The organism is Citrobacter sp. Cpo071 (assembly GCF_030332765.1).
GTDB classification, from domain to species: Bacteria; Pseudomonadota; Gammaproteobacteria; order Enterobacterales; family Enterobacteriaceae; genus Citrobacter; species Citrobacter portucalensis.
Genome location: NZ_JAOWHE010000072.1, coordinates 33,834 through 48,175, shown reverse-complemented (window position 1 = coordinate 48,175; position 14,342 = coordinate 33,834). Strand labels below are relative to the sequence as shown.

The 14,342-nt window shown below is 52.2% G+C and carries 11 protein-coding genes and 1 tRNA gene; 6 read left to right on the top strand and 6 right to left on the bottom strand.

Translation table 11 applies throughout. The features are described 5' to 3' along the window. Positions 1–55: 55 nt before the first annotated feature. From OGY09_RS06760 to trmB, 3 genes are read right to left on the bottom strand one after another with little or no spacing between them, the layout of a single operon-like run. Complete coding sequence (locus tag OGY09_RS06760; RefSeq protein WP_003825409.1) at positions 56–775, bottom strand: YggN family protein; 720 nt, start codon at positions 773–775, stop codon at positions 56–58. A gap of 49 nt (positions 776–824) precedes the next feature. Beyond that, a complete protein-coding gene (locus OGY09_RS06755) occupies positions 825–1,151 on the bottom strand; it encodes a YggL family protein (protein WP_003027115.1) in 327 nt (108 codons plus the stop codon). Continuing rightward, entirely contained in the window at positions 1,151–1,870 is a 720-nt protein-coding gene (gene trmB, locus OGY09_RS06750; RefSeq protein WP_003825406.1) for a tRNA (guanosine(46)-N7)-methyltransferase TrmB, read from the bottom strand. The genes OGY09_RS06755 and trmB overlap by 1 nt, the downstream gene beginning before the upstream one ends. 160 nt (positions 1,871–2,030) lie before the next feature. On the opposite strand from trmB, the gene mutY reads away from it, so the two are divergent. From mutY to OGY09_RS06730, 4 genes are all read left to right on the top strand, one after another. Beyond that, positions 2,031–3,083, top strand: a complete 1,053-nt coding sequence (mutY, locus tag OGY09_RS06745) for an A/G-specific adenine glycosylase (RefSeq protein WP_032941749.1) — start codon at positions 2,031–2,033, stop codon at positions 3,081–3,083. Between the two features lie 27 nt (positions 3,084–3,110). Then, positions 3,111–3,380, top strand: coding sequence for an oxidative damage protection protein (locus OGY09_RS06740; protein ID WP_003027126.1), 270 nt, complete (start codon positions 3,111–3,113; stop codon positions 3,378–3,380). An 86-nt stretch (positions 3,381–3,466) separates the two neighbouring features. Next, positions 3,467–4,552: a membrane-bound lytic murein transglycosylase MltC gene (gene mltC, locus OGY09_RS06735; protein WP_008785777.1), complete on the top strand. Its 1,086-nt coding sequence runs from the start codon at positions 3,467–3,469 to the stop codon at positions 4,550–4,552. Positions 4,553–4,762: 210 nt separating this feature from the next. Further along, positions 4,763–6,019 carry a nucleoside permease gene (locus tag OGY09_RS06730; RefSeq protein WP_008785778.1) on the top strand — a complete coding sequence of 419 codons (1,257 nt, stop codon included), beginning with the start codon at positions 4,763–4,765 and terminating at the stop codon, positions 6,017–6,019. 52 nt (positions 6,020–6,071) lie between these two features. Here OGY09_RS06730 and OGY09_RS06725 read toward each other — a convergent pair whose 3' ends face one another. Then, positions 6,072–8,207 (bottom strand): ornithine decarboxylase, encoded by a 2,136-nt coding sequence (locus tag OGY09_RS06725; RefSeq protein WP_057067564.1) that lies wholly within the window; start codon positions 8,205–8,207, stop codon positions 6,072–6,074. 468 nt (positions 8,208–8,675) lie between these two features. On the opposite strand from OGY09_RS06725, the gene OGY09_RS06720 reads away from it, so the two are divergent. Then, complete coding sequence (locus OGY09_RS06720) at positions 8,676–9,383, top strand: DUF554 domain-containing protein (protein WP_153752282.1); 708 nt, start codon at positions 8,676–8,678, stop codon at positions 9,381–9,383. Positions 9,384–9,488: 105 nt separating this feature from the next. After that, positions 9,489–9,564 (top strand) — tRNA-Phe (locus tag OGY09_RS06715). A gap of 282 nt (positions 9,565–9,846) precedes the next feature. Here OGY09_RS06715 and gss read toward each other — a convergent pair. Continuing rightward, on the bottom strand, positions 9,847–11,706 hold the full coding sequence (gene gss, locus OGY09_RS06710; protein WP_057068496.1) for a bifunctional glutathionylspermidine amidase/synthase: 1,860 nt from the start codon (positions 11,704–11,706) through the stop codon (positions 9,847–9,849). Between the two features lie 153 nt (positions 11,707–11,859). After that, the gene (locus tag OGY09_RS06705; protein ID WP_057068494.1) at positions 11,860–14,148 is read right to left on the bottom strand and encodes an FdhF/YdeP family oxidoreductase; all 2,289 of its coding nucleotides are present in this window, start codon (positions 14,146–14,148) and stop codon (positions 11,860–11,862) included. Positions 14,149–14,342: the final 194 nt, after the last annotated feature.

Here is a 14,342-nt window from a genome sequence, read left to right as displayed (position 1 = left end):
ATATACAAAATAAAACGGCACAGAATGTTTCTGTGCCGTTAATAAGAGGTGAAGATTATTTCAGAGTGCTAACCAGCGTTTTACGATCGTTTTCCAGCGTCACAACGCGGGAACAAACATCTTTGCCAAACTGCTGGAAGTCTTGTTCCTGATTCTTCCATTCGTTCTGAATTGAGGTCTGCAAACCACCGAGGCTTCCGAGTACGCCCTGCAGTGGATTACCACCGCCTTTGAGCACGGCTTTCGCTCCCATCTCGTTGATGCTGTCCTGCAAAATGCCGCCCATCGCCTGATTCACCAGCTGTTGTCCGTCCGCGCGGACCTGATCAATCGCCTTATAATGGAAAGTCAGGCCATCAGTTCGATGCTCGATGATGCGGTTCATCTGCTCTTTCAATTGCGCATCCAGCTTGGTTAAGCGGCCACGCATGTTGCTGCTTTCACCGACCTCTTTGGCGATGATTTTGTCCAGCGCCACGCGACCTTTCTCTACGCGCGCTCTGGCACCTTCGTCGATCCACGGCAGGCTGCTACGCAACGCCGCCTGATAATCTTTGGCCTGCTCACGCTGTGCGGCGTTCAGGTTATACTGTTTACCGTTGAAGGTAACATCACCAGCCTGGGTAATAACCAGGTCGCCATTCTCGCCCTTCACCTGCACCGTTTGTGGGCTCAAAATCACATCGTCACGCGGGGTGACGCTGCACTGGTAATCTGCATGTGCGGCCATCGCCGTGAACGTTAGGACTGCCGCCAGCAGCGTTTTGCGCATCATATCTTTCCCTCAATACAAATCGGGCCGGCATTTGCCGACCCTGTGCTACTTAGTCCCACCAAATATCGAAAAGTTCGCTGGTACGCACTTCTTCGAGTTTGTGCTCTTCCAGCCACTTACGCACGATTGCCTGGTGTTCTTCGGTGCATTTGCCGATTTCCTGCAGACAGATCAGACCTTCCCAGGCCAGATAGCCGCTGCCGTCAAAAGCCAGCTTGTTCGGTTCGATGACTTCATTGATAAAGTCATCAACGATTTGATCGACCTGCTCTCCAGATGTACCTTCCGGGAAACGCCATGCAACCGAAAATCCTACTTCCTGGAATTCTTCGATGTGCATCTTTTTACGCAGACGACGGCTACGGTTCTTTGCCATTATTTCACCCTCTCGAACATTAAGTCCCATACGCCGTGGCCAAGACGATGACCACGTTGTTCAAATTTGGTTACCGGGCGCGATTCCGGGCGCGGTACATAATCGTTACTCTCTGACTGGTTTTTATACCCGTCAATCGAGGACATCACTTCAAGCATGTGCTCCGCATACGCTTCCCAGTCGGTCGCCATATGGAACACGCCGCCCAGCTTCAGCTTACTTAAGATATGCTCAGCAAACGGTACCTGAACGATACGGCGTTTATTATGACGTGCTTTATGCCACGGGTCAGGGAAAAACAGCTGAACCATAGATAAAGAATTGTCAGGAATCATTTTATGCAGGACTTCAACGGCATCATGGCACATGACGCGCAGGTTCTCGACACCCTCTTCATGGGCTGAAGCCAGACACGCACCAACGCCAGGTGAGTGAACCTCAATGCCGAGGAAATTCTGTTCCGGACGCGCTTTCGCCATTGCAACCAGCGACGCTCCCATACCAAAACCGATTTCCAGCGTGACTGGCGCGTCACGGCCAAACAGTTCTGCGAAATCTACAGGCTCTTCGCTGAACTCAACGCCCATCACCGGCCAGTAGTTTTCCAGCGCGTGTTCCTGCCCTTTCGTCAGTCGCCCCTGGCGACGAACAAAACTACGAATCCGGCGCAGAGGGCGGCCGTTTTCATCAAATTCCGGTGAAATGACGTCGTTCTTCATAAAAGTTTAGTCTGCTGTGTTTGAGTTCTGAAAACGGGCATTATCCAAAGTTAGTTGCCGGATGCAAGTAAAGGAAGAAAGTGAGCAGCGGAAAGTTCCGGTTTACACCCCGTTGCCGCTGTGCTGCAATCTTGCCCCCGGCAATAATGAAACGGTAATCATGCAAGCGTCTCAATTTTCGGCTCAGGTTTTGAGCTGGTACGACAAATACGGGCGGAAAACGCTGCCCTGGCAAATTGACAAGACGCCTTACAAAGTATGGCTCTCTGAGGTAATGCTGCAACAAACTCAGGTTGCGACCGTTATCCCCTATTTTGAGCGCTTTATGGCGCGCTTCCCAACGGTAACGGATTTGGCCCATGCGCCGCTGGATGAAGTTCTGCATTTGTGGACCGGGCTGGGTTATTACGCCCGTGCGCGTAATCTGCATAAAGCCGCGCAGCAGGTTGTGACGCTGCATAGCGGTATATTTCCGCAAACCTTTGATGAAGTAGCCGCCCTACCTGGCGTCGGACGTTCAACCGCAGGCGCGATCCTTTCTCTCTCTCTGGGTCAGCATTTTCCGATTCTCGACGGTAACGTCAAACGCGTGCTGGCTCGCTGTTATGCTGTAAGCGGCTGGCCGGGTAAAAAAGAGGTCGAAAAGAAGCTGTGGGAGCTGAGCGAGCAAGTTACGCCGGCCCAGGGTGTTGAGCGTTTTAATCAGGCGATGATGGATTTAGGCGCCATGGTCTGTACGCGCTCAAAACCTAAATGTTCCCTGTGTCCGTTGGAAAATGGCTGTGTGGCGAGCGCCAATGCAAGTTGGGCGCTGTATCCCGGTAAAAAACCCAAACAGACGTTACCGGAACGAACGGGCTATTTTTTACTGATGCAGCATGATGACGAAGTGCTGCTCTCACAGCGACCGCCCAGCGGCTTGTGGGGTGGTTTATACTGTTTTCCGCAGTTTGACGACGAAGATGGACTGCGCAACTGGCTGGCGCAACGACAAATTAACGCAGATAATCTGACCCAACTTAATGCGTTTCGCCATACCTTTAGCCATTTCCACTTAGATATTGTGCCTATGTGGCTTCCCGTGTCTTCATTCACCTCATGCATGGATGAAGGCAACGCGCTCTGGTATAACTTAGCGCAACCGCCGTCGGTCGGACTGGCGGCTCCCGTGGAGCGTTTGTTACAGCAATTACGTGCCGGTACACACGTTTAACGTACCGGACGATAAAGAGGACTTTTTATGAGCAGAACGATTTTTTGCACTTTCCTGCAACGCGAAGCAGAAGGCCAGGATTTTCAGCTGTACCCGGGCGATCTGGGAAAACGCATTTATAACGAAATTTCTAAAGAAGCATGGGCGCAATGGCAGCATAAACAGACCATGCTGATTAACGAGAAAAAACTCAATATGATGAACGTCGAACACCGTAAGTTACTGGAACAGGAGATGATTAACTTCCTGTTTGAAGGTAAGGATGTGCATATTGAAGGCTATACGCCAGAGTCATAAGAACCGTTGCCGGATGGCGCTGCGCTTATCCGGCCTACGTTTTAATCTGGTCCTTGCAAACAACAAACACAACACGCACTCCCGGAATGATGAAAAAATTTCTCGCGCTTGCCGTTATTGCGCCGTTGCTCATCTCCTGTTCCAGTTCGACCAAAAAAGGCGATTCCTATAACGAAGCCTGGGTCAAGGATACCAACGGTTTTGATATTCTGATGGGGCAATTTGCCCATAATATTGAGAATTTGTGGGGATTTAAGGAAGTGCTGATTGCGGGTCCGAAGGACTACGTCAAGTATACCGATCAGTATCAAACCCGCAGCCACATCAACTTTGATGACGGTACGATAACCGTCGAGACCATTGCCGGGACAGATCCCGCCGGACACCTGCGTCGGGCGATTATTAAGACATTGCTGATGGGCGATGATCCGGGATCTATCGACCTCTATTCCGATGTCGACGACATTAAGATTTCCAAAGAGCCATTCCTGTACGGACAGGTGGTTGATAATACCGGCCAGCCCATTCGTTGGGAGGGGCGTGCCACCAACTTTGCCAACTACCTGCTGCAAACACGACTTAAAAGCCGCAGCAATGGCCTGCGTATCATCTATAGCGTGACGATCAATCTGGTGCCGAACCACCTTGATAAGCGCGCGCATAAATACGTTGGCATGGTGCGTCAGGCTTCACGTAAGTATGGCGTCGACGAGTCGCTGATTCTGGCTATCATGCAAACCGAATCCTCGTTTAACCCGTATGCGGTGAGCCATGCCGATGCGCTGGGACTGATGCAGGTGGTACAGCACAGCGCCGGGAAAGATGTGTTCCGCTCGCAAGGGCGCTCAGGCACACCAAGCCGTAGCTTCTTGTTTGACCCGGCCAGCAACATTGATACCGGTACGGCCTATCTGGCAATGCTCAACAATGTCTATTTGGGCGGTATCGATAATCCGACCTCACGTCGCTATGCGGTAATCACCGCGTATAACGGCGGCGCGGGCAGCGTGCTGCGCGTGTTCTCGAACGATAAAATTCAGGCCGCGAATATCATTAACAGCATGTCTCCAGGTGACGTTTATCAAACGCTGACCACCCGACATCCATCTGCTGAATCACGCCGATACCTTTATAAGGTCAATTCCGCACAAAAATCCTATCGACGCCGCTAATGTATTCCTCTTCAGCCCCCTAAAACGGGGGCCTGAAGCACCAAAAATGTTAACTCCATCACTCTTTTGCTTTGCAATCAGAAATTGTTTGCAAATATTTGTCACAGGTAACAAAAAAAGAGTGCATCTCATTGATAGAATCACATCATATAGCCACGGCAAATGTGCCTTTTAAAACATTCATCCGCATTACGGTGTGAGGAAATTAACATGAATCTTAAGCTGCAGCTGAAAGTTCTCTCGTTTCTGCAGTTCTGCTTATGGGGTAGTTGGCTCACTACCCTCGGCTCCTATATGTTTGTCACCCTTAAATTCGATGGTGCATCCATTGGCGCGGTGTATAGCTCGCTGGGGATCGCCGCCGTGTTTATGCCAACGCTGTTAGGGATCGTGGCCGATAAATGGATCAGTGCGAAGTGGGTTTACGCCCTTTGCCACCTGGTCGGCGCAGGAACGCTGTTTGCCGCAGCCGAAGTCACCACGCCAGGGGCCATGTTCTTTGTGATCTTGCTTAACTCCCTGGCCTATATGCCAACACTGGGGCTAATCAACACCATCTCCTACTATCGCCTGCAATCTGCCGGGATGGATATCGTTACCGACTTCCCGCCAATTCGTATCTGGGGCACCATCGGCTTTATTCTGGCGATGTGGGCAGTGAGCTTCTCCGGCTTTGAACTGAGCCATATGCAGCTGTACATCGGTGCGACATTGTCCCTGGTACTGGTACTGTTCACCCTGACGCTGCCGCATATTCCGGTTGCCAATCAGCAGAAAAACCAGAGCTGGACATCAATGCTCGGTCTGGATGCTTTCGCGCTGTTTAAAAACAAGCGTATGGCGATTTTCTTCATCTTCTCAATGATGCTGGGCGCAGAGCTGCAGATTACCAATATGTTTGGTAACACCTTCCTGCACAGCTTCGATAACAACCCGCTGTTCTCCGGTAGCTTTATCGTGGAACACGCATCGGTGATGATGTCGATTTCACAGATTTCCGAGACGCTGTTTATCCTGACCATCCCGTTCTTCTTAAGCCGTTACGGTATTAAGAACGTGATGCTTATCAGTATTGTGGCGTGGATGCTGCGCTTCGGCCTGTTTGCCTACGGCGATCCAACGCCGTTCGGTACCGTGCTGCTGGTTCTGTCGATGATTGTTTACGGCTGCGCCTTCGACTTCTTCAACATCTCTGGTTCTGTGTTCGTGGAGAAAGAAGTACGCCCTGAAATCCGCGCCAGCGCACAGGGTATGTTCCTGATGATGACCAACGGTTTCGGTTGTATTCTGGGCGGACTGGTGAGCGGTAAAGTCGTTGAACACTATACGCTGAACGGTATTACCGACTGGCAGACCGTGTGGTTGATCTTCGCAGGTTACTCGCTGGTTCTGGCTTTTGCCTTCGTTGCGCTGTTTAAATACAAACACGTACGCGTTCCAGCAGGCACCCAGACTATCGCGCACTAACGTTTACGCAGAGAAAAGCGGGTTGCCAAAAGGTAACCCGCTTTTTTTGCGCTTACTTCACAACATATCCATACAGACGCTTAATACCGTCTGCATCCGTTTCACTGTAAACACCTTGCAGCTCCGGCGAGAAGCCTGGCAGCAGGTTTACGCCCTCTTCCAGCGCCAGGAAATATTGCTGTACCGCCCCACCCCATACTTCGCCCGGTACCACGCACAGCACGCCCGGAGGATAAGGCAGCGCACCTTCCGCCGCAATGCGGCCAGCTGCTTCACTAATCCGCACCAGTTCAACATCACCACGGATAAAAGCGCTGTTCGCATCCTGTGGGTTCATCGCCACGGCAGGTAAACTTTCCTGACGGAACATCGCTTTTTGCAGATCTTTCACATCAAAGCTGACGTACAGTGAGTGCATCTCCTGGCACAGTTCACGCAGCGTGTAATCCCGATAGCGTACCGGATACTTATTGAAGATGGTTGGCAGCACATCTGCCAGCGGCGTATCGTCTTCAATATGCTGCTCAAACTGCGCCAGCATCGCCACCAGTTGCGCCAGTTTCTCTGCGCTTTCTGCCGGGGTCAGCAGGAACAGAATCGAGTTAAGGTCGCATTTCTCCGGCACGATGCCGTTTTCACGCAGGTAATGCGCCAGAATCGTCGCCGGAATACCAAACTCGGTATATTGCCCGGTTTGTGCGTCAATGCCCGGAGTGGTTAACAGCAGTTTGCAAGGGTCAACGAAATACTGGTCGCGCGCGTAGCCGGAAAAACCATGCCATTTAGCACCTGGTTCGAAGCTAAAGAAGCGACGCTCGCTGGCAATCACCTGCGTCGGATAGCTTTCCCACGGTTTGCCATCAACTACCGGGGGAACAAATGGCTGAATCATCTTACAGCGGGTAATAATCGCTTTACGGGCCTCAATGCCCAGCGTCACACACTCCGCCCACAGCCGACGACCGCTCTCGCCTTCATGGATTTTGGCGTTAATGTCCAGCGCTGCAAACAGCGGGTAAAACGGACTGGTAGAAGCATGCAGCATAAATGCATTATTCAGACGCTTATGCGGGCAGAACCGCGCCTGACCGCGAATATGGTTATCCTTTTTGTGGATCTGCGAGGTTTGCGAGAATCCGGCCTGCTGTTTGTGTACCGACTGGGTGACAAAGATCCCCGGATCGTTAGCATCGAGATCCAACAGCAGCGGTGACCCATCGGCCATCATCGGAATAAATTGCTCGTAACCGACCCATGCAGAGTCAAACAGGATGTAATCACACAGATGACCGATCTTGTCGATCACCTGCCGGGCATTGTAGATCGTACCGTCATAGGTGCCGAGCTGAATGATCGCCAGACGGAACGGGCGCGGTTGATCGGCCTTTTGCGGCGCAACCTCGCGAAGTTGCTGGCGCAGATACTCCTCATCAAAACAGTGCTCGTCAATACCGCCAATAAAGCCAAACGGATTACGCGCCGCTTCCAGATACACCGGCGTCGCACCCGCCTGGATCAGCGCACCGTGGTGGTTCGACTTATGGTTATTACGGTCAAACAGCACCAGATCGCCGCGCGTCAGCAGCGCATTGGTTACTACTTTATTGGCCGCAGAGGTCCCGTTCAGCACAAAGTAGGTTTTATCCGCGTGGAAAACTTTCGCGGCAAATTTCTGCGCATGTTTCGCCGAGCCTTCATGAATCAGCAGATCGCCAAGCTTAACGTCGGCGTTGCACATATCCGCGCGAAACAGATTCTCGCCAAAGAACTCGTAGAAATGGCGCCCCGCGGGATGCTTTTTAAAGAACTCACCGTGTTGATGTCCTGGGCAGGCAAATGTGCTGTTCCCCATCTCGACATACTGAGTCAACGTGTCATAGAACGGCGGCAGCAAATCTTCTTCATACTGACAGGCAGCAGACTCCAGCTCCAGCCAGTCCTGCGCCTGACCGCGAATGACCGCATTCACGCCCGCCGGCAGATCAACATCCGACTCTGCGAACAGAAACACGGGTATATGAAAACCGGTGCGTTTCAGCAAAGCAAGGATCCCGCTGCGGCTATCCGCAACGGTAATGACGACTGCCGCAACGTCAGTAAAATCAGTACTGTCCAGCGACACCACCTGACGATGGCTGGACAGACGAGAAACCAGTTCTCCACTGGCGGCAATTTTCATTGATTTCATAAGCGCAATAACCCGTTTCGGGAAAATCAAAAGTCCCGGACAAAGCCATATTGCTTTGCCCACGAAATGACAGGTCAAACTGGTTACCAGCCCCGACCGCCAGACATCAGTAAAAGCAGATAGCCTCTGATTTTACTGTTATCCTGCAGTGAGCGTGCGCTGCCCTCACCGCATGGTGGGAGCGTAAAGATAAGTCGCAGGAAGGGGCAAACGTCGCGCAAAAAGGCGATGTTGAAGGCGATGTAGGGGGAGTAATATCATCCCAGGCAGCCCCATTCAGACAGGAGAAAATTCGCGCAATCATGGCACCTTTCACTTTCAGGCGCAAGATAAAATCCGGAGCCTGAACCTCACAGATAAACAAGCAATCCGCCTGTCAATCGCGGCATAATAATGCAATCTGAAAACATATTTTACCCAGAGAATTGCCTTTAACATCAAGACGATAATGGGTATGCAGGAGCAAACGTGGTAATTGGACCCTTTATTAATGCTGGCGCTATTTTATTTGGTGGTGTTCTCGGCGCACTACTCAGCCAGCATTTACCGGAACGCATTCGTGCCTCCATGACCTCCATATTCGGACTGTGCTCTTTGGGAATTGGTATTTTGCTGGTTATCAAATGCGCTAACCTACCGGTGATGGTCCTAGCTACGTTGGTCGGTGCATTAATTGGTGAGTTCTGTTATCTGGAAAAAGGGATCAATACCGCGGTTGCCAAAGCGCAGCAGCTTTTCACCCAGTCGGATGCCAACACCACGCACGAATCCTTCATCCAGAGCTATGTGGCCATCATCGTGCTATTTTGCGCCAGTGGTACCGGGATCTTCGGGGCTATACATGAAGGGATGACCGGCGACCCGAATATTTTAATCGCCAAGTCGTTTCTTGATTTCTTCACGGCCATCATTTTTGCCTGTTCATTAGGTATCGCGGTATCGGCAATTTGTGTACCAATGCTGGCAATCCAGCTAACGCTTGCCACCTGCGCAGCACTTATTTTGCCCCTGACGACGCCAGCCATGATGGCCGATTTCAGCGCCGTAGGTGGACTGCTGTTGTTGGCAACCGGTTTACGTATTTGTGGAATCAAAATGTTTGCGGTTGTGAATATGCTTCCTGCCCTTCTGCTGGCAATGCCGCTTTCCGCCGCGTGGACGGCATTTTTTGCCTGAGAATGCGTGCAATAGCAACAATGTGGTGATAGATTGTGCAGTCTGCGTTGATTTGAAGAAATTTCGTTGACGAAACGAAGCGAATCGGTTTTAATGCGCCTCGTTGCCCGGATAGCTCAGTCGGTAGAGCAGGGGATTGAAAATCCCCGTGTCCTTGGTTCGATTCCGAGTCCGGGCACCACTATTTAGAAGAACCCGCCTATGGCGGGTTTTTTGCTTTTGGCGAAGCGGACTCTCAATCGATCTCAGTTCGATTATTCGCCGCCAGCGGCTCTCCTCCAAATCATCATGCCTTCGCTCCCCCATACATAGAGATCTTCGATTCATCGGCATGGATAAAAATTAGCGAAGGTCATAAGATTCGAGCAGGTTTAAGAATCAGCCTAGAAAGCCTTTTAAAATAAGATTAGAAACCATCAAATAACCCCGTGATGGCAACATCACCATCACAGGGGTTGAGCGGTTATTCCTTCACCACAATCAGCGGTTCAATATCGCTCTCTTTTTTAATCACCAGCGACTCGTCACCACGCAGGCAGGTACCGCCGTAGTTCCCACCTACGGTAAAGGTACAAACTTGGATATATTTACCGGCAACTTTTGGCAGACACCAAAGCTGCTGATAAATGTTCTTCTGCTCGGCAAACTTACCGCTGGTTTTATCCAGTAGCTCTTCCTGATGACTCACCAGATCGATGTTGCTGCCACAACGTCCTGCAATAGGTTTCACCGCATAACCGGTTTGCGCCAGCTCTTCATTAACAGTGAAATCCGTATCTAGCAGATAACGGTGGTGCGGGAACAGTTGCCAGAGGATCGGCAGAATCGCTTTGTTGCCAGGGATAACCGTCCACAGAGGTTCGAAGACCAGCACTTCCGGGCGCAGCAGCACGTCGATTAAACGCACTTCCTGATTCGTATGCCCGGTACGAATTGGCACCGCGGCGTACTCCGTTTCGCTGACCTCGCGCACCTGCTCAATTGCGGTTTCCCACGCCCAGGTCTTCCAGACGCAGTTCACCAGACGGCCGTCACCGTCAGTCAATTGACCGGCGTCATCCCAGCGCAGTTCATCCAAACCTCGCAGAATTTTGCTGTCAAACCCGGCCTGACGCAGCGCCTGCTGCATAAACTGCGCGTGATAGTTTTCCTCGATATCCTTATCCTGCATGATGTGGACAAACGGACGTGCACGGCTGTGCTTCCAGGCACCCGCCAGTTCGTTGATCAACCCTTCAGCCGGGTTGTGTCCCTGCCCTGTGTAACCACGCTCGGCCCATCTTTCGAGAATCAAACCGGCTTCGGTATGGCACGATGCGGAATCGGCGTTGTACTCATACACCTTCAGTCCACGTTCATCCATACAGAAATCCATACGCCCCGTAATCATATGATGCCGACGACGCTGCCAGGAAAGGCGCAGGCGCGGCCAGAGGATTTTCGGGATATCAAACAGCGCCAGCAGGTTGTCGTCTTTCAGCACCTTGTCAGTCGCGTGCAGATACATCAGGTGCAGCTCGTTGGTGGCTTTAATCAGCTCCTGCTCGGCGCTCTCGGTAATGGTGAAGTACTGATGCGGGTCCTGATTAATCACATGGCCGTTCGCCAGCACGTAGGCTTTTTGCAGCGGATCCTGCTCATTCAGCCATTTACCGTCAAATTGCCCGTTATCTTCCAGTCGCGCGCCGCCAATTTTCAGCGAGTCATTGGCGATCTCCGGCTGCGGTAGGCTGAATCGGGTATCATCGGTCTGGATCATCCAACCAAGAATGGTCGTGTCGTCAAAGGTATCACGCAGGGTGTAACAACCGTTCTCAACCACCATCTCCAGTTCGCGGGTCCACTGCTGTCCGGGAGGCAGCGGCGTATGGAGCACGTTCTGTTCGGCAATACGGATTTTGTTTTCCAGCAACTGGGTGACGACCGCCACATGCCCGGTATCTTTAAATTCGCCGCCTTTTTGCCAGATAAGCAGAGCCCCTGCTACCGGCGCGCGGGGCGAACCATTCGGAAATGCCTGTAACGGTAGGATGTTGTCATTCACTACTTCGCGCAGAAAGCGTAAGGAGAAGATCTCCCAGGCCATACCCACATCGGTGAAGACCATGCCATAGTTAAGGAAGAGAAAGCGGCGTGCGAACTCTACGCACTGCCATTTGTGGCCCATGTATTCATCGTCGATATAGCTGCGAAATGCTGCATCATCGTCGTAGTCCCGTGGGTCGAGGGAGCTGTAATCTGAAGAGTAGATTGCTACGCCACCTGGGGCATAGCCCAATAATGTCCCGAATGGGGCATCCTGACTGGTCGTTCCTTTGCTCATGCACCTTACCTCAAAACAATACAGCCTGAGCAGGTTGGCGTGAATTTTTCGCTCTGATTGCCTGCTCTGCGACACTAACCGGACAGAGGTCGACATCATCATACACCTCAACGCAGCGGCTGGCGCTCAGAGGCGAAAAATTCACAGCAGGAACTACGCTTTGGTCAGGGTGACCGGTACGCTTTTATACGCCGGAGTCAAACTTTGTGTATCTACCGCATCCAGCGAAAGCAGGACATTCGCTTCAGGCAGATAAGCGCCAATTGAGCCAGCCGCCATGTTGTAAATCACCACCGTTAAGCCGTACATGATGCGATCCGCGCAGGGCTGACCGTTGTCGTCCAGCGCCTGAACGTTGACCACATCACCCTGGCTCAGACCGCGGCTCGTCGCTTCTTCGGCGCTTAAAAACACCACATCCCGACGGCCAGTAATGCCACGATAGCGATCGTTCATACCATAAATCGTGGTGTTGTACTGATCGTGGCTACGCAGCGTTGCCAGAACCAGTGCATCAGCAGGCTGATGTTCCCGCTCTACCGCCCGCTGATGGCTGACGATAAAATTGGCTTTGCCATTCTCCGTTCGCCATTCACGGCGCGAAGCAGGTGTATCCATACGAAATCCACCCGGCTCGGCAATACGTGCGTTGTAATCGTGGAACGCCGGGATCACGGCTTCAATGGCGTCACGGATCAACGTGTAGTCCCCGGTAAATGCTTCCCAGTTGATCGGAGAATGCGGCAGCGTGGCACGCGCCATGCCCGCCACAATCGCGGGCTCCGATTTTAGCCAGCGGGAAGCCGGCTTCAGCGCGCCACAGGAAGCGTGAACCATCGACATAGAATCTTCGACGGTGACTGACTGGATCCCCGTCGCCTGCATGTCGCGCTCCGTTCGGCCTAATGCAGGTAGCAGGTAGTTATGCTTTGCCAGCAGCAGATGCGATCTGTTCAGTTTGGTCGCCACATGGACCTGCAGATCCAGATTTTTCATCGCCGCAAAGGTACGCTGCGGCTGGGGCATCGCTACCGCCAGATTGCCGCCCATGCAGATGAGCGCTTTTGCGTCTCCCCGCTCGATGGCCCGAATGCTCTCCACGCTGGAGCGTCCATGCTTGCGCGGAACGCGGATAGAAAAATGCTTCTCAAGGCGTTGCAGGAAGTCTTCGGACGCCGCTTCGTTGATCCCCACAGAACGATCGCCCTGCACGTTAGAATGGCCGCGTAACGGGCAGATCCCCGCCCCCGGCTTACCCATATTGCCTTTCAGCAACAACAGATTTACCAGCTGCTGAACGTTCTCGGTGCCGTTTTTATGCTGAGTGATGCCCAGACCATAACAAACAATCGTGGCGCTGGATTTACTGTAGCTGTGCGCCAGATCTTCCATCTGACTACGCGTCAGGCCCGAGTCATGTTCCAGCTCAGCCCAGTTATGCTGACGTAAGTCGTCATACAGCGCTGCATATCCCGCGGTATGTTGGTCGATAAACGCATGATCGAGCGTCGGCTGCTGATCCAGTAGGATCCGCGCTTCGTCCATTTCGATCAGCGCCTTCATTATGCCTTTGAGCAACGAGGCGTCACCGCCCATTTTTACCTGGTAGTAGTCGTTGCTCAGCTCCGTCGCCTGACCGGTGAACATCTCTTTCGCACTTTGCGGGAAGCTAAAGCGCTCAAGCCCCCTTTCGTTCAGCGGGTTGATGGAGATAATTTTGGCTCCACGTTTGGCAACGTCGCGTAAGGTGGTCAGCATGCGTGGATGGTTAGTACCAGGGTTATGCCCGATACAAATCACCAGATCGCAGTGGTCAAAATCATCAAGTTCAACGGTCCCTTTCCCAAGGCCAATGGCCGGCGTTAGCCCTGCGCTGGTCGGTCCGTGGCACATGTTTGAGCAATCAGGAAAGTTGCTGCTACCATATTCGCGGGCAAACAGCTGATACAGGAACGCCGCCTCATTTGACGTTCTGCCGGAGGTATAAAACTCAACCTGTTGTGCTGAGTCATAGCTGCGCAGACGCTCGCCGATCTCCCGAAAGGCGATATCCCAATCCACCGCCTGCCAGGTGTCTGACACTGCATCGTATTTCATTGGATGCGTCAAACGACCAATGTTTTCCAGTTCATAATCGCTGTAGTGCCAGAGTGTGGAAACCGGGTGACGACTGAAAAATTCCGGTGACGCTTTCTTACTGGTTGTCTCCCAGGAAACCGCCTTAACGCCATTTTCGCACAGCTCCATTGGCGCACGATGCCCGGGGTCCGGCCACGCACAGCCCGGACAATCGAACCCTTTCACCTGGTTCATTTTGAACATCGCGATAATGTCGCGCGCGACAGCCTTTTGCGAAAACACCGAAGCAGTGACGGCTTTTACCGCACCCCACCCACCCGCAGGGCCCTGATAACCGCTTACTCCTGGAACACCATTTTTCATTATTACTGCTTATTCACCGCCAATTTTTGATGGTGAATACGGTAGCAATTTCCGTCCAACATTGATTTCCTCTTCATGGAGTACGGGCCAGGTACAATGAACGGGTTAGATTTATCTTCCCCTTTCAGCACAAAGCGACATAAAGTCCCAATCTGTTAAATTGAGTTCTACCTAACTGCTACACTGCATCAACA

Bases quoted from the DNA above. Each gene is read 5' to 3' on its own strand.
- OGY09_RS06760 (WP_003825409.1), bottom strand. From the start codon at position 775: ATGATGCGCAAAACGCTGCTGGCGGCAGTCCTAACGTTCACGGCGATG.
- OGY09_RS06755 (WP_003027115.1), bottom strand. From the start codon at position 1,151: ATGGCAAAGAACCGTAGCCGTCGTCTGCGTAAAAAGATGCACATCGAA.
- trmB (WP_003825406.1), bottom strand. From the start codon at position 1,870: ATGAAGAACGACGTCATTTCACCGGAATTTGATGAAAACGGCCGCCCT.
- mutY (WP_032941749.1), top strand. From the start codon at position 2,031: ATGCAAGCGTCTCAATTTTCGGCTCAGGTTTTGAGCTGGTACGACAAA.
- OGY09_RS06740 (WP_003027126.1), top strand. From the start codon at position 3,111: ATGAGCAGAACGATTTTTTGCACTTTCCTGCAACGCGAAGCAGAAGGC.
- mltC (WP_008785777.1), top strand. From the start codon at position 3,467: ATGATGAAAAAATTTCTCGCGCTTGCCGTTATTGCGCCGTTGCTCATC.
- OGY09_RS06730 (WP_008785778.1), top strand. From the start codon at position 4,763: ATGAATCTTAAGCTGCAGCTGAAAGTTCTCTCGTTTCTGCAGTTCTGC.
- OGY09_RS06725 (WP_057067564.1), bottom strand. From the start codon at position 8,207: ATGAAATCAATGAAAATTGCCGCCAGTGGAGAACTGGTTTCTCGTCTG.
- gss (WP_057068496.1), bottom strand. From the start codon at position 11,706: ATGAGCAAAGGAACGACCAGTCAGGATGCCCCATTCGGGACATTATTG.
- OGY09_RS06705 (WP_057068494.1), bottom strand. From the start codon at position 14,148: ATGAAAAATGGTGTTCCAGGAGTAAGCGGTTATCAGGGCCCTGCGGGT.